Here is a 22,254-nt window from a genome sequence, read left to right as displayed (position 1 = left end):
TGGTGGGGGCGGCTATACAGTGCTGGGTTTATTTATTCGAGCCTTGCCATGACACGTACTTTTGATATTGCCGTAATCGGCGCCACCGGCAGTGTTGGCGAAACCTTGGTGCAGCTGCTGGAAGAGCGCGAGTTTCCGGTGACTAATCTGCACTTGGTAGCCAGCGGTGAGTCAGCCGGGCGTTCCTTGTCTTACAAGGGCAAGAACCTACGCGTACGCGATCTGGAAACCTTCGATTTTGCCAGCGTGCGGCTGGTGTTCTTTGCTGCTGGCAGCAAAGTGACGCAGAAGTATGCCTCGCAAGCCGCTGCGGCTGGCTGCGCAGTGATTGATCTGGCCAGTGGTTTGCCCGCCGCCCAGGCGCCACGAGTGATTCCCGAGGTCAATCCTGTAGTCTTAGCGAGCTTGACGGCGCCTTATCTGTTGACCAGCCCAAGCGCCCCGGGTGTTGCACTGGCCGCGGTGCTAGCGGCGTTGCCTGAGCAAGTGCGTATTCAGCGGGTGACTGTGACGGCCTGCCTGGCGGTTTCCAGTCGCGGGCGGGAAGGGGTGTCCGAGTTGGCGCGGCAAACCGCCGAGCTGCTCAATGGCCGAGCATTCGAGCCGCAGCTGTTTGATCGGCAAATGGCCTTCAATCTGCTGGCGCAGGTCGAACAGACCGATAGCGCAGGGCACGCAGCGCTAGAGCGGCAGATTGCCGGCGAGCTCAAGGAGTTGCTGGCATTGCCCGATTTGCAGGTTGCGGTGACCTGTATCCAGGTTCCGGTGTTCTTTGGCGACAGCCTGAACGTTTCAGTGCAGACCGAGTCGGCCATCGACCTTACGCAGGTATACGCTGCTCTGGACGCCGCGCCGGCTCTGGAATTGGTGCAAATGGATGATTATCCGACCGCGGTCGGCGACGCCGTCGGCCAGGATGTGGTCTATGTTGGCCGAGTGCGCGCCGGTTTGGCTGATCCTGCTGAACTCAATTTGTGGATTGCGTCTGATAACGTGAGAAAAGGCGCGGCGCTAAATGCTGTGCAATTGGCCGAGTTGTTGATAAAACACTATCTGTAAAAGATACTTACCAAGAAATTTGAAGAATCTTTCGAGCTTGGCAATACTGGCTGAGTTGATTGCTGGATGGGGTTGCGTCTTCGGGCGTAGTAGGCAGCAATTATCAACATCCTCTCGCTGGTCGAGAAAAAAAGATAAAACAAGGGATAACGCTATGGTTCGGGTTCGCAAACTGGTGCTGGCAATCGCAGCTGCTTCGGCGCTGTCATCCGGTATGGCGCACGCGCTGGGGCTGGGTGAGGTGACCCTGCAATCGGCGCTCAATCAGCCGTTAGTGGCTGAGATTGAGTTGCTGGAAGTTCGTGACCTGGCTTCCAACGAAGTTATACCGACCCTAGCGTCCCCGGAAGCATTCACTAAAGCCGGCGTTGATCGTCAGTTCTTCCTGACTGACCTGAAATTCACCCCGGTGCTCAAGCCCAATGGCAAAAGCGTCATTCGGGTGACCTCCAGCAAACCCATGCGTGAGCCTTACCTGAACTTCCTGGTTGAAGTGCTCTGGCCGAATGGCCGTTTGTTGCGTGAATACACCGTGTTGCTGGATCCGCCGCTGTATACCCCGCAGAGTGTTATTCCTGCTGCCGCGCAAATGCCTGTAGCTGCACCAGCGCCTGCGCCACGTGTGCAAGCTCCTGCTCCGCGCCCGGCCTCAGCTGCCGTTAAGCCTGTAGCGCCAACAGCTCCAGCAGCACCTGTTGCGCCAGCGGCCAAACCGCTGGAAGGCAATGAATACAAAACCACCGCCAACGACACCCTCTGGGAAATTGCCCAGCGAGCGCGTGCTGGTGGCAGCGTGCATCAGGCCATGTTGGCGATTCAGGACTTGAATCCGGATGCCTTTATCGGCGGCAACATCAACCGCCTTAAAAGTGGTCAGGTGTTGCGTCTACCCGATGAGCAACAAGTCAAGAGCCGTGCCCAGGGCGAAGCCCTGGCTCAGGTTGCCGAGCAGAATGCAGCCTGGCGTGAAGGCCGCAGCGTTGCTGCCAGCGCGCGTCAGCTGGATGCCACCAAACGCACCAGCGCCGCCGCGACTCCAGCCAAGGTTGAAACTGGCGATAGCCTGAAACTGGTTGCTGCTGACAGTGGTAAAGCCACTACTGGCAGCGACAAGGGCGCAGCCGACAGCAAAGCGCTAACTGACAAATTGGCCGTGACCCAGGAAAGCCTGGACTCCAGTCGTCGTGAAAATGATGAGCTGAAAGGCCGCATGACAGACCTGCAGAGCCAGCTCGACAAGCTCCAGCGTCTGATTCAGTTGAAAGACGACCAAATGGCCAAACTGCAGGCTGATCTTGCTGCGCAAGGCCAAGCCCCAGCTGTTGCACCTGCCGCCCCAGTAGCACCGGTAGCTGAGGCCCCGGCTACTCCGGTTGAGCCTGCGCCAGAGGCCGCGCCACAGGATCCAGCTGCTGCTACTCCCGTAGTGCCGGCTGCTACACCTGAAACGGATTTTAACTACAGCGAAGAGCCCGCTGCCCAGCCGGAGACCGTAGCGCCTGTTGCGGTAGAGCCCGCGCCGATTGCTGCTCCTGAGCCAGCTCCGGTCACACCTGTTGCTGAAGCACCGGTAGTGGCTGAGCCGCAAGCTGAAAGCAGCACCCTTGATGATTTGTTGGCTAACCCGATTTTGCTGGGCGCTGCAGGTGGTGGTGCACTGCTGATATTGCTGGTGGCGCTGATGATGCTGTCGCGCCGCAATGCACTGAAAGAAGCCGAGCTGCAGGAAAGCTTGGTAGCTGATGACGACCCGTCCGATCTGGATGCTGGTCTGGACCTTCAGGATGACAGCTTTGCTGGCATGGCTGATGAGCTGGATGGTCAGCAAACCGATCTGCCGAGCGAAGAACGCGTGACTGCGCAAACTGGCGATGCGTTGGGCGAGGCTGATATCTACATTGCCTACGGTCGCTTCCCTCAGGCTGCTGAACTACTACAAAGCGCCATCAATGATGAACCTCAGCGCAGTGATCTGCGTTTGAAATTGATGGAAGTCTATGCCGAGATGGGTGACCGTAATGGTTTCGCCCGTCAGGACAGCGAGCTGCGTGAGATTGGTGGCAGTGCTGCAGAGCTTGATCAGATCAAAGCGCGCTATCCGGCCATGGCAGTTGCAGCCGGTGCTGGCTTTGCCGCCGCCGCAGCTGCAGCTGCAGAAGAGAATTTAGACAGCTTCAGTCTGGATGATCTTGCTCTGGACGAGCCTAGCCCGAAAGCCGCTGCTGGCGATCAAGACGATGCATTCGATCTGAGCCTGGATGATCTCGAGTCTGAGCTGGATCGTGATCTGCAGGCTGCCGGTAACTCGGCCTCATTGGATGATCTGGATAGCTTGTCACTTGATGACGATCTGGACTTCAGCTCGCCGGTTGAGCAAGCCGACAGCAAGGATGATGACCTGGGTTTTGATCTGAGCCTACCTGAAAGCAGTGATAGCAGTCTTGACCTGAGCGGCGATTTGGCTGACTTCAGTTTGGATCTGGATACTCCGGCCAAGCCTGCGGCAGCTGCCGAAGATGACTTCCTGCTGAGTCTGGATGACGAGCTAAGTGCAGCGCCGGTCGCAGCTGAGTCAGGTTTTGATCTGCCGAGTGAGCAAGCGGGTGGTGATTTCGACTTATCGGCTGATTTCGATCTGTCGCTGAATGATGAGGTGCCTGCGCAGCCATCAAGCGACAGTTTCGCTGCTCAGTTGGATGAAGTTAGCGCTGAGCTGGACCTGTTGTCTGATGACTTGGATCAGCCAGCGGATCTGGGTATGCCGGCAAGCACTGCTTCATCTGGTATGGATAATGACGATGACTTCGACTTTCTCTCGGGTACCGACGAGACAGCAACCAAGCTCGATCTGGCGCGTGCCTACATCGACATGGGTGATACCGAAGGTGCTCGCGATATCCTCGATGAAGTCATCACCGAAGGTAACGAAGGTCAGCAAAGTGAAGCGCGTGAGCTGATCGCTAAATTGGTTTGATACATGTCTGATGGTCATACTACAACGGCAGCCGAATCGGCTGCCGTTGGCGTTTTCAAGATAGCCCTGGGTGTCGAGTACAAAGGTTCGCGCTATCGCGGTTTTCAGCGTCAGCGTGCAGGTGTGCCTTCAATTCAGGAATCGCTGGAAAAAGCCCTGTCGAAAGTCGCTGGCGGCGTTCCCGTAACCCTGAGCTGTGCCGGGCGTACCGATGCACTGGTGCATGCCAGTGCTCAGGTGGTGCATTTCAGTACGCCGGTCGATCGTTCCATGCATGCCTGGGTCATGGGCGCGAACATGAATCTGCCCGGTGATATCAGCGTGACGTGGGCGAAATCGATGCCGGCGCACTTTGATGCGCGTTTTTGCGCTCAGGCGCGGCGTTACCGTTATGTGATCTATAACGACCAGATTCGCCCGGCGCATATGGCCGAAGAGGTCACGTGGAATCATCGGCCGCTGGATATCGAGCGCATGCGCCAAGCCGCACAGTGTTTTATCGGTACCCATGATTTCAGTGCGTTCCGCGCGCGGCAATGTCAGGCCAAGTCGCCGATCAAAACGGTGCATCACCTCGAGTTATTGCAGCACGGACGGTTTATCGTGCTGGATATCCGCGCCAATGCCTTTCTGCATCATATGGTGCGCAATATCGCCGGGGTGCTGATGACCGTTGGCGCGGGCGAGCGGCCGGTGGAGTGGGCGCAGGAAGTGCTGGAAACCCGTGTGCGACGTACCGGTGGAGTGACTGCGCACCCTTATGGTTTGTATTTGGTGCAGGTTGATTACCCCGAGGAGTTCGACTTGCCCAAACGCTACTTGGGGCCGCACTTTCTTTCCGGCTTGCCTGATGTGGCGGCTGACGCCTGAAAGGCTATTTGCTAGCATCCGGCTTCCACTGAATTTATCGAGGTCATCCTGTTGTCAGCCGTTCGCAGCAAGATTTGTGGCATTACCCGCATAGAGGACGCATTGTCGGCTGTTGAGGCGGGCGCTGATGCAATTGGCCTGGTGTTCTATGCCAAGAGCCCGCGCGCCGTCACGCTGCATCAAGCGCGCTCGATCATTGCTGCTTTGCCACCTTTTGTGACCACTGTGGGCCTGTTTGTCGATGCCAGTCGCTGTGAGCTAGGTGAGATTCTCGATGCAGTGCCGCTGGATTTGCTGCAGTTCCATGGCGACGAGAACCCTGAAGACTGTGATGGCTACCATCGCCCCTATATCAAGGCGTTACGGGTCAAGCCGGGCGATGACATTGCTGCGCAGGTGGCGCTGTTCAAGAATGCCAGTGGTGTCCTGCTGGATACCTATGTGCCAGGCATTCCGGGGGGAACGGGGGAGGCCTTCGATTGGTCGCTGGTGCCTCAAGGCTTGAGCAAGCCGGTTATTCTGGCGGGCGGCCTGACGGCTGAGAATGTTGCCCAGGCCATCGCTCAGGTGCGTCCTTATGCCGTAGATGTCAGTGGCGGCGTCGAAAAGACCAAGGGCATCAAGGATGCTGAGAAGATTCGCGCTTTTATGCAGTCGGTAAAGACTGCTTAAGGTGCGCAGGGTTGATGTGACGACGCTGCTGGCTTGGCCGTCCATACCCCTGTTGCAGGTTTGATAAACGCTGCAGGCGGGCGTTTGAGGTGGCGGGTGTGTACTGCGGATAGCTTCACCGGCCCCTGAAACGACTGTACCCATGAATTTTCCCGGTTAGGCCTGGTCGCATTTAGCGCAGCCCGTCCGGTTAACAGCTTTGGAGAGTCAAGAGCATGAGCAACTGGTTGGTAGACAAACTGATCCCATCGATCATGCGTTCCGAGGTCAAAAAGAGTTCGGTGCCCGAAGGCCTGTGGCACAAGTGCCCGTCCTGCGATTCGGTGCTGTACAAGCCTGAGCTGGAAAAGACCCTGGATGTTTGCCCCAAGTGCAATCACCACATGCGTATCGATGCCCGCACGCGCCTGGATATCTTCTTAGATGCTGAAGGACGTGAAGAGCTGGGCGCCGATCTTGAGCCGGTTGATCGCCTGAAGTTTCGCGACAGCAAGAAGTACAAGGATCGCCTTGCTGGCGCGCAAAAGCAGACCGGCGAGAAAGATGCCCTGGTGTCGATTCGCGGCACCCTGGAAGGTATGCCGATTGTGACTTGCGCGTTCGAATTTTCCTTTATGGGTGGTTCGATGGGCGCCATTGTGGGTGAGCGCTTTGTCCGCGCCGCCAATGCCGCTTTGGAGCAGCGTTGCCCACTAGTGTGCTTCTCCGCATCCGGCGGTGCACGCATGCAGGAAGCGCTGATCTCGCTGATGCAGATGGCCAAGACTTCGGCCGTGCTGGCGCGCCTGCGTGAGGAAGGTATTCCATTTATTTCCGTGCTGACTGACCCCGTGTACGGCGGCGTGTCGGCCAGTCTGGCCATGCTCGGTGATGTGATTGTTGCCGAGCCCCGCGCTCTGATTGGCTTTGCTGGCCCGCGGGTGATTGAGCAGACCGTGCGCGAGAAGCTGCCGGAAGGCTTCCAACGCAGTGAATTCCTGTTGGAGCACGGCGCCATCGATATGATCATTCACCGCGCTGAACTGCGTCCGCGTCTCGCGCGTTTGCTGGCTCAGCTGACGGGTCTACCGTCGCCTGTAGCACTGCCGGCGACTGCATGACCGAGCGCTCCCTTGCCGATTGGCTGAGCTATCTGGAGCAGCTGCACCCCAGCGCCATTGATATGGGGCTGGAGCGCTCGCGGATCGTTTTGCAGCGTCTTGGCTTGTCCAAGCTGGCTCCGCATGTGGTTACCGTCACTGGAACCAATGGCAAGGGTTCGACCTGTGCGTTTATTGCCTCGCTGCTGCAAGCGCAGGGCCTCAAAGTCGGTGTCTACAGCTCACCGCACCTGTTGCGTTACAACGAGCGAGTACAGATCGCTGGCGTCGAAGCCACTGACGCCATGCTCTGTGAGGCCTTCGCTGTGGTCGAGGCCGCGCGTGGTGACACCTCACTGACCTATTTCGAAATGGGCACCCTGGCCGCCTTCTGGTTATTCCAGCAAGCTGGTTTGGATGCGCTGGTGCTGGAAGTTGGACTAGGCGGACGCCTGGACGCAGTGAATCTACTGGACGCCGATATCGCTCTGGTTACCAGCATCGGCATCGACCACGCCGACTGGCTGGGTGATACCCGTGAGTCGGTGGCTTTTGAGAAGGCTGGTATTTTCCGTGCTGGAAAACCTGCTCTGTGTGGCGATCTTGAGCCGCCGCAGCCGCTGCTTGATCAAGTGGCACTGCTCGATACTCCATTCTTTCTGCGTGGCCGTGACTATGACCTGAGTCTGAATGCGCAGGATTGGTCCTGGTACGGCCTCAATCATCAAGGCGAAGTGCTGAAGCTGGCCCACTTGCCGCTGCTCGACCTGCCCATGGAAAACGCTGCCCTAGCTCTGCAGGCGTATGCAGTGATGCAGCTGCCCTGGCAGCCTGAGGTAATCAGTCAGGCGTTGCAGCAGACCCGGGTGACCGGGCGTCTAGATCGCAGAAGCCTCAATTGGCAGGGTAAGTCACTCACACTGCTGCTCGATGTTGGGCATAATCCCCATGCTGCCGAGTATCTCGCTCAGCGTTTGGCCAGCCGTTCGCTAGCAGGTCAGCGCCTGGCCGTGTTTGGTTTGCTGGCTGACAAGGACCTGCCCGGTGTAGTGGCGCCGTTGTTAAGCGAAGTGGACAGTTGGGCGGTGGCGGCTTTGCCGACCAGTCGCACGCGTGCAGCCAGCGAGCTGCAGGCGCATCTGCATAACAGCGGTGCGCAAGTGGCTGCTTACACCAGTGTGCAGGCAGCGCTTGAAGCTCAGTGTGAGCAGGCTTCGGATGGGGATGAAGTGCTGCTGTTTGGATCTTTCTACTGCGTGGCCGAGGCCCTGGATTGGCTGGCCCGCCAAGCCAATGGGGGCGTGCAGGATGGCTTTGCTGGATAAGGGATTGAAGCAGCGCATGGTCGGTGCGCTGGTATTGCTGGCGCTGGCAGTTATTTTCCTGCCAATGCTGTTGTCGCGTGAGGATGAGTCGCAGCGCGTGCAGGTAGACGCGCCTGAAATGCCGGCGGCTCCCCAGGCTCCCGAAGTTGAATTACAGCCTGTGGCCGTGCCTGAACCGCAGCTTTTGCCTGATGAGCCGATTGGTAGCGAGGCCGCGCAAAGCCTGGAGCCAAGCGAGCCTGTTGTGAGTGAGCTGCCGGCCGAACCCATCACTCTAGGGACACCAGCTGCCGCGCCTGAGCCTGTGGCAGAACCACCTCAGCCTGCGCCGAGTAAGCTGGATGCCAATAGCTTGCCGATCAGTTGGTCGGTGCAGTTGGCGAGCCTGTCCAGCAGTGATGGCGCGCAGAAACTACAGAAAACCCTGCGCAGCCAGGGCTACAACGCCTATATCCGCAGCGTTGATGGCATGAATCGGGTCTTTGTCGGGCCGCTGATTGAGCGTGCCGAGGCGGATCGCTTGCGTGATCAGCTAAATCGTCAGCACAAGCTCAATGGTTTCGTGGTGCGTTTTCAGCCCGAAGCCGGCTGAGCAAACGGCTTGGCGTTCATCGCCAAGCCTAACTGTTTGGCCCGCCACTAGGCCTGCCGGGCATTTCAGCGGTTGGCGAATCCTTTGCTTACGCCCCACACAGGTGCTCTGCTAAAATGCAGCGCCTTTCTTGTCGGTAACCTGCATCGTGGCATTCACCTGGGTCGATTGGGCGATTATCGCCGTTGTCGCCGTTTCAAGTCTGATCAGTCTGAGCCGAGGCTTCGTCAAGGAAGCCCTGTCATTGCTTACCTGGATCATTGCTGGCGTGGTCGCCTGGATGTTCGGCGGCGCACTGTCACAGCACCTGGTGGATTTTATCGAAACGCCCTCGGCGCGCGTGATTGCAGGTTGCGCGATTCTATTTGTAGTCACCTTGTTGGTGGGTGCCCTGGTCAATTACCTGATTGGTGAATTGATCCGAGTGACCGGACTGTCAGGGACCGATCGTTTTCTCGGCATGGTTTTTGGCGCGGCGCGCGGAGGCCTGCTGGTCGTGGTGCTGGTCGGTTTGATCAGCCTGGCACCAGTGGAGCAAGACAGCTGGTGGCAGGAATCAGCACTTGTACCGCATTTTCTGATGGTTGCTGATTGGTCGAAAAACCTGATTCTGGGTCTGTCCAGTGAGTGGCTGGCCAGCGGCGTTACGGCGCCGGTGGAGTTACCGTTCAAAGAGGCACTGCAGCAGCCTAAACTGCCGTAAGTGCATTGCGAATCATCGTGTTTCATTGAGTAGGGGTTGCGTCACATGTGCGGCATTGTCGGTATCGTCGGTAAATCGAACGTCAATCAGGCGCTTTATGACGGGCTCACCGTCCTCCAGCACCGCGGCCAGGATGCTGCCGGTATTGTCACCAGCCATGATGGCCGCCTGTTCCTGCGCAAGGACAACGGCCTGGTACGTGACGTGTTCCAACAACGCCACATGCAGCGTCTGGTCGGCCATATGGGCATTGGCCACGTGCGCTACCCGACTGCGGGTAGCTCCAGCTCGGCCGAAGCGCAGCCGTTCTACGTCAATTCGCCGTATGGCATCACCCTGGCGCACAACGGCAACTTGACCAACGTCGAGCAGCTGGCCAAGGAGATCTACGAGTCTGACCTGCGCCACGTCAACACCAACTCTGATTCGGAAGTGCTGCTCAATGTGTTCGCTCACGAGCTGGCCCAGCGCGGCAAGCTGCAGCCCACCGAAGAAGACGTGTTCGCCGCTGTCACAGACGTGCACGAGCGCTGCCTGGGCGGTTACGCGGTAGTCGCGATGATCACCGGTTATGGCATCGTCGGCTTCCGCGACCCCAACGGTATTCGCCCGATCGTCTTCGGTCAGCGTCATACGGACGAAGGCGTGGAATACATGATCGCCTCGGAAAGCGTCTCCCTCGACGTGCTCGGCTTCACCCTGATTCGCGACCTTGCGCCGGGCGAAGCGGTGTACATCACCGAAGAAGGCAAGCTGTTCACCCGTCAGTGCGCGGCGAACCCAAAATACGCGCCGTGCATCTTTGAGCACGTCTATCTTGCGCGTCCGGACTCGATCATGGATGGCATCTCGGTGTACAAGGCGCGCCTGCGCATGGGCGAGAAGCTGGCCGACAAGATCCTCCGTGAACGTCCGCAGCATGACATTGACGTGGTTATTCCGATTCCGGATACCAGCCGTACCGCGGCACTGGAACTGGCCAACCATCTCGGCGTGAAGTTCCGCGAAGGCTTCGTCAAGAACCGTTATATCGGTCGTACCTTTATCATGCCGGGCCAGGCAGCCCGCAAGAAATCCGTACGGCAGAAGCTCAACGCCATCGAGCTGGAGTTCCGCGGCAAGAACGTGATGCTGGTGGATGACTCCATCGTGCGCGGCACCACCTGTAAGCAGATTATCCAGATGGCCCGCGAAGCAGGGGCGAAGAACGTGTACTTCTGCTCGGCCGCACCAGCGGTGCGTTATCCGAACGTGTACGGCATCGACATGCCCAGCGCCCATGAGTTGATCGCGCACGGCCGCACCACCGAGGAAGTCTGCGAGCTGATCGGCGCCGACTGGCTGATCTATCAAGATCTGCCGGACCTGATCGAAGCGGTCAGTGGCAGCAAGAAGATCAAGATCGACAACTTCGACTGCGCGGTGTTTGACGGTAAGTACGTGACCGGCGATGTCGACGCGGCCTACCTGGATAAGATCGAGCAGGCGCGCAACGATGCCTCCAAGGTCAAGTCCCAGGCCGTCAGCGCGATTATCGACCTGTACAACAACTAGGTTGCAGTCCGGCCCGCTGCGGCGGGCCGGTTGAGGAAATTGGCAATGACGATTGAATGGCAAGCCGGGCGTCTGGACAGCGATCTCGACGGCGTCGGCTTCGATACTCTGGCGGTGCGCGCCGGTCAGCACCGCTCGCCAGAAGGTGAGCACAGCGAGGCGATCTACCCAACCTCCAGCTACGTATTCCGCACCGCGGCCGATGCTGCCGCGCGTTTTGCTGGCGAAGTGCCGGGCAATGTCTATTCGCGCTACACCAACCCGACTGTGCGTGCTTTCGAGGAGCGCATCGCCGCTCTTGAGGGGGCTGAGCAGGCGGTCGCGACTTCATCCGGCATGTCGGCGATTCTGGCCATTGTCATGAGCCTGTGCAGCGCTGGCGACCATGTACTGGTGTCTCGCAGCGTATTCGGTTCGACCATCAGCCTGTTCGAGAAGTACCTCAAGCGCTTCGGCGTGCAGGTTGATTACGTGCCGCTGGCTGATCTTGATGGCTGGGCCGCTGCCTTCAAGCCCAACACCAAGCTGCTGTTTGTCGAGTCGCCGTCCAACCCATTGGCCGAACTGGTGGATATTGCTGCATTGGCGGACATCGCCCACAGCAAAGGCGCACTGCTGGCGGTGGATAACTGCTTCTGCACTCCTGCTCTGCAACAGCCGCTGAAGCTCGGTGCAGACGTGGTGATGCATTCGGCAACCAAATACATCGACGGCCAGGGCCGCAGCATGGGCGGTGTAGTTGCAGGCTCGGCCAAGCTGATGACCGAAGTGGTGGGCTTTCTGCGTACCGCCGGGCCAACACTCAGCCCGTTCAACGCCTGGATCTTCCTCAAAGGCCTGGAAACCCTGCGTATCCGCATGCAGGCGCATTGCGCCAGCGCGCTGCAATTGGCGCAGTGGCTGCAGCAACAGCCCGGCATTGAGCATGTGTACTACGCCGGCTTGCCCAGCCACCCGCAGCATGAGTTGGCCAAGCGTCAGCAGAGTGCCTTCGGTGCAGTAGTCAGCTTTGAGGTCAAGGGCGGCAAAGAGGCGGCCTGGCGTTTTATCGATGCCACGCGGGTGATCTCGATCACCACCAACCTCGGTGACACCAAGACCACCATTGCCCACCCGGCGACCACCTCGCATGGTCGCTTGAGCCCCGCCGAGCGTGCGAACGCTGGTATTCGTGACAACCTGATCCGCGTCGCGGTGGGCCTGGAAGACCTGGCCGACCTGCAAGCCGATCTGGCTCGCGGCCTGGCGGCGCTCTAAGTCGTTCTCCTCACCTGGCGGACCTTCCCGGCCCGCCAGGTGCTTCATTTCTCCCCAAATTCATTCTCTTGTCTCGCCACATTCTCGGGCGCGTACGGCTGTGGGCAATCCTTTGGTTAGCTGCGGGTAAAACATGACGCACTTCAAAGTCTGAAGGTGCGCAGGCGCTAGCATCCATGGCCAAGTGCGGCGTCTGACCGTGCGAAGAATAATAAGAACAGGGTCTGCCTGATGGACCGACTTCAGCCATGCGTATTGCCTGCCAATGGTGTGCTCCGCCAGAGCCTGCTGGAGCTGTTGGCGCGCAGTGAGCGCTTTGCCCTGACTTTGCTGCTGGCCCCGGCCGGTTCGGGAAAGTCGACGCTGTTGCAACACTGGCGCGGCCGTTGCGCTGCGATCGTGGTGCATTACCCGCTGCAAGCGCGGGACAGCGACCCATTGTGTTTTTTCCGTCGCCTGGCTGACAACATTCGCGCCCAGGTGGTCGATTTCGATACGTCCTGGTTCAACCCCCTGGCGGTAGCTTCCAGCCTGTCGCCGCAGCTATTGGGTGATCTGCTCGCTGATGCTCTGGCGCGAGTTGAGGGGCCGTTGTTTATCGTGCTGGATGATTTTCAGTGGATCGAGTCGCGCAGCATTCTCGAGGTGATGGCGGCGCTGCTGGAGAAGCTGCCAGGCCATGTCCACCTGATCATCGCCAGCCGTAATCACCCGGGCTTTGCCCTGAGCCAGCTGAAGCTGGAAAACCGCCTGCTGTGCATTGATCAGCATGATCTACGCCTGTCGGTCGAGCAGGTGCAGCAGCTCAATACTCACCTGGGCGGTCAGGTGCTGAGTCAGGCGTACGTCGACAGCCTGCTGGGTATGACCGAAGGCTGGGTGGCGGGGGTGAAGATTGCGCTGCTGGCCTATGCGCGCTTCGGCACTCAGGCGCTGCAGCGCTTTAACGGCAGTCAGCCAGAAATCGTCGATTACTTCGGCCATGTGGTACTGCGCCAGTTGCCGCCTAACCTGCGTGAATTCCTGCTGTGCAGTGGCCTGTTCGAGCGCTTTGATGGCGCGCTTTGCGATCATGTGATGCAGCGCAGTGGTTCGGCGTTGCTGCTGGAAGAGTTGGCTGAGCGCCAGCTGTTTCTGTTGCCGGTGGACAATCAGTCAGGCTGGTTCCGTTTTCATGCCCTGTTGCAGGATTTTCTCTGCCGCCGCCTGCAGGTCGAGGAATACGCGCGCCTGGATCAGCTGCACAGCCGCGCCGCCGACTATTACCTGAGTCTGGGCGAGTATGAGCAGGCGTTGCAGCATGCCCGGCACTGTAGCGATCAGCACATCTTCCTCGGGCTGCTGGAGCACTGCTGCGCGTCATGGGTGCGCTGTGGGCAGTTTGGCGACATTCTGCGCTGGCTTGAGCCGCTGCCGGAGACGCAGCTGCTGGCGCAACCCAAGTTGCTCGGCTGGCTGATTGCGGCGCTGTCACTGTCGCGGCGTTTTCACCAGGCGCATTACCACCTTGAGTTGCTCGATACTCTCGAGCACACCACGCCAGGCGTAAATCTGGAGCCGGCAACGCGGCAGTTTCTTGCCCTGTTGCTGGGCTTGTTCGAGCAGGACAAGGACTTTGTGCCGCCGCCTGCCTGGCGCGACTTGCTGGGTGCGGGGCAGGACCTGGAAATTCGTGCTTGCACCTTGGCGGTGATTGCCTATCAGCATCTATTGGCCGCACGTCTACAGGATTCGATTCGTTTTGCTAGCGAGTCCAAGCAGTTGCTCGCGCAATGTGGACACAGCTTTCTGGAAAGTTACACCGATCTGATTATCGCGCTCTGCCACCGCAATGCCGGGCGCGCCACCCATGCGCGTAAGCAGGTGTGTCTGGACTACCAAAGCACCGATTCTGTTTCTCCGGCCTGGGTCAATCGCGCCACGGCCATGGTGGTAGTGCTGTATGAGCAGAATCAGCTGGTCGAGGCACAGCAGCTGTGTAACGAGCTGATGGCGATGGTCAATTCGTCCTCGGCCACCGAAGCGATTGCCACGGTCTACATCACCTTGTCGCGGTTGTTGCATCGCCAGCAGCAGACGGCGCGTTCCAGCCGCTTGCTCGATCAACTCTCATGCATTCTGCAGTTGGGCAACTACGCGCGTTTTGTCAGCCAGGTGGCCCAGGAAAGCATGCGTCAGGCGTACCTGAGCGGTAAGAGTGCCGTCATGGATGCCGTAGCTCAGCGCTACGGTTTGCCTGGGCGGTTGCAGGCCGGGGAATGGGAGCGCGTGCGCGCCTATGACGAAAGTTGGGAGCGTCAGGGGTTGGCCTGTGTGTACTGGTTGCAGGCACGCGGTGCGCAGGCGCAGGCCGAGCGGATTCTCAAGGTGCTGGCGGCCTCGTTGCGGCAAAGTGAGATGCGTGCGCGGCTGCTGATCGTCGAAGCCAACCGCCTGGTGCTGGCGGCGCCCAGCCAGAGCAAGGGCCAGCAACTGGCTGCTTTGGCGGGGCTGGTTGAGACTTATGGCATCGTCAATATCAATCGCTCGGTATTCGATGAGGCCCCAGGTTTTGCCGCAGGTGTGCTGGATCTGGTGCAGGCCGGCTTATTGGTGGTACCGGACAACTACCGTGAGCACTACGCAGAGTTTCTCCAGGGTATTCAGGTTGCGCCGGCGCTTGATACGCTGGCCGGCGGCCTGCTGACAGGGCGTGAGGTGGAGGTGTTCGAGTGCCTGCTTAGCGGCCTGTCGAACACTCAGATTAGCGACAAGACCGGTATCGCTTTGTCCACCACCAAATGGCACCTGAAAAACATCTACGCCAAGCTCAATGTCTCCAGTCGCACCGAGGCGATTCTCTCCGTACGGCCGCGCGCCTCGCTCAACTAGATCGCTCTGCATAACTGATTGGCCATAGCCCCTCCGCTGGAAGGGGGCGTTGCGCCATACCCGTCGATAGGCTTGATCCTGCGCTGCTATGTCAGTAGCCGCCTTGTCCCTACAACAATAAAACGGGAGCAATAGCCATGTCGGTATGGGTCACTTGGCCAGCTTTGACCAAGCTGGGAACGCTGGGCGTAGTCTCTGGACTACTGGTGCTGGCGGTTGAACGCCAGGCGTTGTTCGAGAACAACCTCTTCGATGTTGAAAACTACGCGGGCTACAACGCCAACATCACCTGTGATGCGCGCAGCCAGGCGGCTCGTACTGAAGACGGTACCTGCAACATTCTCAGTAACCCGGCCGAGGGTTCGGTGTATCGGCGCTTTGGCCGTAACGTCAACCCGGCGGTGACCCAGGGTGAAACCACCACCTTGCTTAGCCCTAACCCGCGTGAGGTGAGTAACAGCCTGATGGCGCGGGATGAGTTCAAGCCGGCGCCAAGCCTGAACTTTATTGCCGCCGCCTGGATTCAATTTATGGTGCACGACTGGTTCGATCACGGCCCGAATGCCGACGCCGACCCGATCCAGTTCCCGCTGCCGCCGGGCGATGTGCTGGGCAGCGGCAGTATGTCGGTCAAGCGCACGCAGCCTGACCCGACGCGCAGCAGCAGTGACGCCGGCAAACCGCAAACCTACCGCAACCACAACACCCACTGGTGGGACGGCTCGCAGCTGTATGGCAGCAGCAAGGAAACCAACGACAAGGTGCGCTCGTTTGTCGACGGCAAGCTCAAGGTCAACGCCAACGGCACTTTGCCCACTGAGCTGCTCAGCGGTAAACCGGTCACCGGGTTCAACGAAAACTGGTGGGTAGGCCTGAGCATGCTGCATCAGCTGTTTACCCTCGAGCACAACGCCATCGCCAGCAAGCTCAAGCAGAAGTACCCCGCGCAGAGCGATCAGTGGCTGTATGACCGCGCGCGCCTGATCAACTCGGCGCTGATGGCCAAGATCCACACCGTGGAGTGGACCCCAGCGGTGATCGCCAACCCAATCACCGAACGCGCCATGTACTCCAACTGGTGGGGCCTGCTCGGCCAGGGCGGCCCGCGTGATGACTTCCAGGCCGAAGTGCGCATGCTCCAGGCAGACCTGGCGCGCTCCGATTCCTTCGTCAAACGCATTCTCGGTTTCGACCCGAATGTTGCGCCGGGCGTTGGTAACAGTGCCATCGACCACGCCCTGACCGGCATCGTCGGCTCCACCGCACCGAACAACTACGGCGTGCCGTTCACCCTTACCGAAGAGTTTGTCGCGGTGTACCGCATGCACCCGCTGATGCGCGACAACGTGCAGGTGTATGACATCGGCTCGAACCAGGTTGCGCGCACCATCGCACTGCAGAACACCCGTGACCGTGACGCGGAAAACCTGCTCAACGACGAGCGCCCGGAGCGCCTGTGGTACTCCTTCGGCATCACCAATCCGGGTTCGCTGACGCTGAACAACTACCCGAACTTCTTGCGTAACCTGTCGATGCCGCTGGTGGGTGATATCGACCTGGCCGCCATAGATGTGTTGCGTGACCGTGAGCGTGGCGTGCCGCGCTATAACGAGTTCCGCCGGCAGATCGGCCTCAACCCGATCACCAAGTTCGAGGACCTGACCAAGGATGCCGCGACCCTGGCCGAGCTCAAGCGTCTGTATAACAACGACATCGAGAAAATCGACACCCTGGTCGGTCAGTTGGCGGAAACCGTACGTCCTGAGGGCTTTGCCTTCGGTGAAACGGCATTCCAGATATTTATCATGAACGCCTCGCGCCGCCTGATGGCTGACCGCTTCTACACCAAGGATTACCGTCCGGAGGTGTACACCCAGGAAGGGATCGACTGGGTCGAACACACCACCATGGTGGATGTGCTGCGTCGGCATAACCCGCAGCTGCAAGCCAGCTTGGCCGGCGTGGAAAACGCCTTCAAACCCTGGGGGCTGAATATTCCGGCGGACTACGAAAGCTGGCCTGGGGCCAACAAGCAGGAAAACCTTTGGGTCAACGGCGCGCTGCGCACCCAGTATGCGGCGGACAAACTGCCAGCGTTGCAGCCGGTGAATGTTGGCGGGTTGATCGGCTCAATCCTCTGGAACAAGGTCAAGGTGCGCAGCGACGTGGCCCCGGCCGGTTATGAGAAGCCGATTCATCCGCATGGTGTGATGGCCAAGGTCAAGTTCGTCGCGGTGCCCAATAACCCCTACAGCGGTCTGTTCCAGGGCTCTGACAGCGGCCTGCTGCGGCTGTCGGTTACCGGTGATCCGGCGGATCGCGGTTTCGCACCGGGGCTGGCGTGGAAGGCCTTTGTCGATGGCAAGCCGTCGGAGAACGTTTCCGCGCTGTACACCCTGAGCGGGCAGGGCGCTAACCATAACTTCTTCGCCAACGAGCTGTCGCAGTACGTGGTGCCGGAAGCCAATGACACCCTGGGAACCACCATCCTGTTCTCCGCGGTGAGCCTCAAACCGACGTTGCTGCTGCTCAACGACCTTGCAGAAGTCACCCAGGCAGGCGCCGCCGTAGCTAAACCCAAAGCGCCGACGCAGATTTACTTTGTGCCGCGCACCGAGCTTCGTAATCGTTTCGCCAGCACAGCCCATGACTTCCGTACGGACCTGCTGACCCTGAATGCCGGCACCAAGGTCTACGACGTGTATGCCACCTCGATGGAGATCAAAAGTTCGATCATTCCATCGATCAGCCGCAACTACGCCGCACAACGGCGCAACAGTGCGGTGAAGATCGGCGAGATGGAACTGACTTCGGCCTTTATCGCGTCTACCTTCGGTGACAGCGGTGTGTTCTTCAAGCACCAGCGTAACGAAGATAAGTAAGGATTCATCGCTGTAAAAAAAGGCCTCGGTATCCACCGAGGCCTTTTTTATTGCTATGTCGCCTGATTACGTACCCGTAACCATCACTCGCGCAGGTCGATCGCCTCAGGAGTGTTCTGGTCAAACAGCTGCACAGGGTCGCGCGGCAAAATACCAGGGCGGTAGTCCTCACGTACGTCGCCCAGTACCCGGATATCGCTGTATTTCTTCCCGGACAACGCCGCCAGGCCTGCGCCATCGCGCACCACGGTTGGACGCAGGAAGACCATCAGGTTGCGCTTGATGCGGGTTTCCTTGGTTGAGCGGAACAAGGCGCCCACCAGCGGAATATCGCCGAGCAGTGGCACCTTGGAGTCAGCCTGGGTCACGTCATCCTGAATCAATCCGCCGAGCACGATAACCTGGCCGTTTTCGGCAAGGATAGTGCTCTTGATCGAGCGCTTGTTGGTAATCAGGTCGACGGCATTGACGCCCTGGCTGGTGGGCGCAATAGAGGAAATTTCCTGCTCAATTTCCAGGCGCAGGTTGGCGCCTTCGTTGATGTGAGGGGTAACTTTCAGGGTCACGCCGATGTCCTGGCGTTCGATGGTGGTGAAGGGGTTGTCCGCGCCCGAACCGCTGGTGGTAAAGGAGCCGGTCTGGAAGGGGACGTTCTGCCCGACCAGAATTTCCGCTTTCTGGTGATCCAGCGTCAGCAAGCTGGGCGTGGACAGTAGATTGCTTTTGCTATTTGCCGACAGCGCAGTAATCAGTACCCCGAAACTGTCTGTGCCCAGGCCGATGATGGCGCCATCCGGCAGGTTGGCCAGGGTGTTGTTATCAGTGTCGCTGCCGCTGTCCTGAATGGCTTGTAATACGCGGCCCACAGACAATCCGGTGCCGCTGAAGTTGGTTCCGCCCAGGCCACCGGTACTGCCGCGGCCATCCACGGCCCACTGCACACCGAGGGCGTCGGTGATATCGCCGGAGACTTCGACAATCGCGGCCTCGACCATAACCTGAGCGCGTGGCACATCCAGCTGACGCACGATGTCTTCCAGGGTCGCCACCACATCAGGTTCGGCCAGCAGCACCAGTGCGTTGAGGCTCTCGTCGGCGCGGATCAGGATGGTCTGCGGCTTGCCAGTGGTTTCACCACCGGTTTCAGGTTTGAGTTTTTCGGAAATCTCGCCGAGGGTTTCCGCCAGGCTCTTGGCATCACCATGACGCAGGCGAATCACGCGGGTATTGGCCGAGCGGCTGGTGGGTGTGTCTAGCGACTGTGCCAGGGCCACCAACTTGGCCCGTGCGGCCGGCGGGCCGAGCAGAATCAGGCGGTTGGTGCGGCCGTCGGCAATCACCTGAGTGCCGGACGCGCCCTTGGCCTGGCCACGGTCTACGGCATTGCGCAGCACTTCGGCGGTGTCCATGACCCAGGCGTGTTGCAGGTTGAGCACGCTGTAGTCGTTTTGGCCTTTCTGGTCGAGCTGACGCAGCAGGTCTTCGATGCGTTCAATATTGGCCGTACGGTCGCTGATGATGATGGCGTTGGCGCTGCTGATCGCCGCCAGGTGGCCGTACTGCGGCACCAGTGGGCGGATCAGCGGAATCAGTTCGGTGGCCGAGCCATGCTGTACCTGAATCAGTCGGGTTTCCAGGCGGTCTGGTGCGTTGCGCCCGGCGTCCGCATCGGCCTTGGCCTCGGCGTTGGGGACGATGCGTGCCTGGTCGCCCTGGGTGATCACGCTGAAGCCGTGGGTGGCCATCACCGAGAGAAACAGTTGATACACCTCAGTTAGTGTCAACGGGCTGTTGGACACCACGCTGACCTGGCCCTTGACCCGTGGGTCGACGACGAAGGTTTGCCCGCTGATCTGCGCGACCTGGTCGATAAACTCACGGATGTCGGCGCCCTTGAGGTTGATGGTCCAGCTTTCTTCCTGCTGGCTGGCGCTGGGCGCTACAGCAGTAACGGCAGCACTCAGTGGCAGCGAGCTGAAGGCAAGGCCGGCGGCCAGCAGGGCGAAGGTGAGGCGCGAGAGAGTCGGAGTCATCGTGTCAGTTGGTTTCCAAATGCTGTTCGGTGGATTCTGCAGTGCCCGGCAGTGTGCTGGAGTCCTGCATCTGCTGGCGCAACGCATCCATGCGTTCACGTAATTGGCTCAGGTCATCGGATTCCATTTCGCTGAGCTGCTCAAGTGGGTCCGCTATGGCCTCCGAGGTATTGCTCTGCAGGCTGCTGGTGCTCGAGTTATTCAGCGGGAAGCTAAGGCTTTCGCGGCGGCCATTGCGCAGCAGTTCAACGTGGTCGGCAGCTACAGCATGCAGGCGCACACCGCTGCTGATCTCGCTGTTGAGGGTGTAGCGCTGGGCGGTGCTGCCTTCACTGCGAATAATCGCGGTGGAGCGCTGTGGATCGGCATGAACAAAACTGCCAAGTAGGGTTAGGCGCAGGTTAGTACTGGGTGCTGGACTGTCGCTGGTTGCGCTGCTGGTGCCGAATAGCTGGCCGATTTCAGTAGGCTGTACAGCGGTTTGCGCGGTGGTGGCCGAGGTGTTAGTGGCACTGATCGGGGTGCGCAACAGGCGCAGCCAATCGGCGCTTTGCCAGGCAAGGCTAACGCTCATGGCGATCACCAGCGCAAAGCCCACCAGAGTGGTGGCATGGCGCTGCAGCCAGCGTTGGGAGGCCAAAAGGGGCAAGGGGCGTCACTCCGGAACTTATTATTATGTGGCGTGGATCGCGCGCTGATCATAGACACTTGCCGGGCATTTGGCAGCCCCCCGTTGGGGTAGTGTGTCGATCCGCTCAATGTGCTAAAGATAGTGCGCTGTTTTCATGCTGTTTCCGCCAACTTACAACAATTAATTCACAGAACCCTGGCTAGCTGTCCTGCGTTTGGCGCCTGTTGCGTGGTGTCGGGTTATTGTGACAAAGGCATGTTACGAATGAATGCGCTGCTTATTGAAGTGCCCTTACGGCGTTTGCCCTTCAGCTTTGCCAAGCGCCATGGTGTGGTGCTGTTAAGCGTTGAGGGTGCATCCAGCCTGGTTTATCGCCCAGGCGTCGAACTGGTGGCGCTGAGCGAGGCGCAGCGTTTTGTCGGTGTACAGCTGCCGTTGCAGGCGCTGTCGGCAGAGGCCTTCGAGCAGGCCCTGGCCAAGGCCTATCAGCATGATTCAGCCTCCATGCAATTGGCCGAAGACATCGGCGGCAGCCTGGACTTGGCGGCATTGGCCGAGCAGGTGCCGGAAACCGAAGACCTGCTGGAGCAGGAAGACGACGCGCCGATCATCCGACTGATCAACGCCATCCTCGGCGAAGCGATCAAAGAAAACGCCTCGGATATTCACCTGGAAACCTTCGAAAAACGCCTTGTCGTGCGCTTCCGGGTGGACGGCATCTTGCGTGAGGTACTGGAGCCCAAACGCGAGCTAGCGGCTTTGCTGGTGTCGCGGATCAAGGTTATGGCGCGGCTGGATATCGCTGAAAAGCGCATCCCGCAGGATGGCCGTATTTCCCTGAAAGTCGGCGGCCGAGAGGTGGATGTGCGGGTTTCGACCTTGCCGTCGGCCAATGGCGAGCGCGTGGTGTTGCGTTTGCTGGATAAGCAGGCTGGCCGGCTCAACCTGCAGCATCTGGGCATGAGTGCGCGTGATCGCGATCAGATGGAAGCCACCGTGCGCAAACCCCACGGCATTCTGCTGGTCACCGGGCCTACTGGTTCGGGTAAGACCACCACGCTGTACGCCAGCCTGGTCAGCCTGAATGACCGCACACGCAATATTCTTACCGTCGAAGACCCCATCGAATATCACCTCGAAGGCATTGGTCAGACGCAAGTCAACTCCAAGGTCGATATGACCTTCGCCCGCGGCCTGCGCGCGATCCTGCGTCAGGACCCGGACGTGGTGATGGTCGGCGAGATTCGCGACAAGGAAACCGCCGAAATCGCCGTGCAGGCCTCGTTGACCGGCCACCTGGTGCTCTCGACCCTGCACACCAACAGTGCTATCGGCGCGATTACCCGTCTGGTGGACATGGGTATCGAGCCGTTTCTGTTGTCATCATCCTTGCTCGGCGTGCTGGCCCAGCGCCTGGTGCGGGTGCTCTGCCCGCATTGCAAAGAGGCCTACCAGGCCGACGAAGCCGAGTGCAAATTGCTCGGAGTGCCGTTCGCACAGCCACCGACGCTGTATCACGCCCGCGGCTGCGCCGAGTGCCATCAGCAGGGCTACCGCGGCCGTACCGGTATCTACGAGCTGGTGGTGTTCGATGACCACCTGCGCACGCTGATTCACAATGCCGCCTCCGAGCAGGACATGACCCGCCACGCCCGCACCCTCGGCCCGAGTATCCGCGAGGATGGCCGACGCAAGGTGCTGGAAGGGGCGACCACGGTTGAGGAAGTGCTGCGCGTGACGCGAGAGGAATAG

General features: G+C 59.5%; 15 protein-coding genes. 13 read left to right on the top strand and 2 right to left on the bottom strand.

Annotated features, from left to right (window positions below; genetic code table 11):
* Positions 1 to 48: 48 nt before the first annotated feature.
* The 12 genes from HBN63_RS00500 to HBN63_RS00445 all read left to right on the top strand — a co-directional run bounded on the left by HBN63_RS00500 (position 49) and on the right by HBN63_RS00445 (position 17,838).
* Positions 49 to 1,059, top strand: a complete 1,011-nt coding sequence (locus HBN63_RS00500) for an aspartate-semialdehyde dehydrogenase (protein ID WP_170047996.1) — start codon at positions 49 to 51, stop codon at positions 1,057 to 1,059.
* A gap of 154 nt (positions 1,060 to 1,213) precedes the next feature.
* Positions 1,214 to 4,033, top strand: a complete 2,820-nt coding sequence (locus HBN63_RS00495; protein ID WP_170047995.1) for a FimV family protein — start codon at positions 1,214 to 1,216, stop codon at positions 4,031 to 4,033.
* 3 nt (positions 4,034 to 4,036) lie between these two features.
* Complete coding sequence (gene truA / locus HBN63_RS00490; protein ID WP_170047994.1) at positions 4,037 to 4,903, top strand: tRNA pseudouridine(38-40) synthase TruA; 867 nt, start codon at positions 4,037 to 4,039, stop codon at positions 4,901 to 4,903.
* 51 nt (positions 4,904 to 4,954) lie between these two features.
* Positions 4,955 to 5,575, top strand: coding sequence for a phosphoribosylanthranilate isomerase (locus HBN63_RS00485; protein ID WP_170047993.1), 621 nt, complete (start codon positions 4,955 to 4,957; stop codon positions 5,573 to 5,575).
* Positions 5,576 to 5,790: 215 nt separating this feature from the next.
* Positions 5,791 to 6,675 (top strand): acetyl-CoA carboxylase, carboxyltransferase subunit beta, encoded by an 885-nt coding sequence (accD, locus tag HBN63_RS00480; RefSeq protein WP_167145232.1) that lies wholly within the window; start codon positions 5,791 to 5,793, stop codon positions 6,673 to 6,675.
* The gene (folC, locus tag HBN63_RS00475) at positions 6,672 to 7,979 is read left to right on the top strand and encodes a bifunctional tetrahydrofolate synthase/dihydrofolate synthase (RefSeq protein WP_167145230.1); all 1,308 of its coding nucleotides are present in this window, start codon (positions 6,672 to 6,674) and stop codon (positions 7,977 to 7,979) included. The genes accD and folC overlap by 4 nt, the downstream gene beginning before the upstream one ends.
* Entirely contained in the window at positions 7,963 to 8,571 is a 609-nt protein-coding gene (locus HBN63_RS00470; RefSeq protein ID WP_170047992.1) for an SPOR domain-containing protein, read from the top strand. Before folC ends, HBN63_RS00470 begins: the two co-directional genes overlap by 17 nt.
* Positions 8,572 to 8,719: 148 nt before the next feature.
* Positions 8,720 to 9,274 (top strand): CvpA family protein, encoded by a 555-nt coding sequence (locus HBN63_RS00465; RefSeq protein WP_160087864.1) that lies wholly within the window; start codon positions 8,720 to 8,722, stop codon positions 9,272 to 9,274.
* A 45-nt stretch (positions 9,275 to 9,319) separates the two neighbouring features.
* The gene (gene purF / locus HBN63_RS00460) at positions 9,320 to 10,828 is read left to right on the top strand and encodes an amidophosphoribosyltransferase (RefSeq protein ID WP_090252254.1); all 1,509 of its coding nucleotides are present in this window, start codon (positions 9,320 to 9,322) and stop codon (positions 10,826 to 10,828) included.
* A 45-nt stretch (positions 10,829 to 10,873) separates the two neighbouring features.
* Entirely contained in the window at positions 10,874 to 12,085 is a 1,212-nt protein-coding gene (locus HBN63_RS00455) for an O-succinylhomoserine sulfhydrylase (RefSeq protein ID WP_090252258.1), read from the top strand.
* A 231-nt stretch (positions 12,086 to 12,316) separates the two neighbouring features.
* The gene (locus HBN63_RS00450) at positions 12,317 to 14,956 is read left to right on the top strand and encodes a LuxR C-terminal-related transcriptional regulator (RefSeq protein ID WP_170047991.1); all 2,640 of its coding nucleotides are present in this window, start codon (positions 12,317 to 12,319) and stop codon (positions 14,954 to 14,956) included.
* Between the two features lie 137 nt (positions 14,957 to 15,093).
* The gene (locus HBN63_RS00445) at positions 15,094 to 17,838 is read left to right on the top strand and encodes a peroxidase family protein (protein ID WP_170047990.1); all 2,745 of its coding nucleotides are present in this window, start codon (positions 15,094 to 15,096) and stop codon (positions 17,836 to 17,838) included.
* Between the two features lie 83 nt (positions 17,839 to 17,921).
* Here the strand turns inward: HBN63_RS00445 and gspD are convergent, their stop codons facing one another.
* Positions 17,922 to 19,871: a type II secretion system secretin GspD gene (gspD, locus tag HBN63_RS00440; RefSeq protein WP_167145221.1), complete on the bottom strand. Its 1,950-nt coding sequence runs from the start codon at positions 19,869 to 19,871 to the stop codon at positions 17,922 to 17,924.
* Between the two features lie 4 nt (positions 19,872 to 19,875).
* Complete coding sequence (locus HBN63_RS00435) at positions 19,876 to 20,520, bottom strand: type II secretion system protein N (RefSeq protein ID WP_262498846.1); 645 nt, start codon at positions 20,518 to 20,520, stop codon at positions 19,876 to 19,878.
* A 246-nt stretch (positions 20,521 to 20,766) separates the two neighbouring features.
* Between HBN63_RS00435 and gspE the strand changes: the two genes are divergently transcribed.
* Positions 20,767 to 22,254: a type II secretion system ATPase GspE gene (gene gspE / locus HBN63_RS00430; protein ID WP_170047989.1), complete on the top strand. Its 1,488-nt coding sequence runs from the start codon at positions 20,767 to 20,769 to the stop codon at positions 22,252 to 22,254.

The sequence above is a fragment of the Pseudomonas sp. WS 5011 genome (genome assembly GCF_012985775.1).
Taxonomy (GTDB): domain Bacteria; phylum Pseudomonadota; class Gammaproteobacteria; order Pseudomonadales; family Pseudomonadaceae; genus Aquipseudomonas; species Aquipseudomonas peli.
This window is presented reverse-complemented; position numbering and strand designations above follow the sequence as displayed.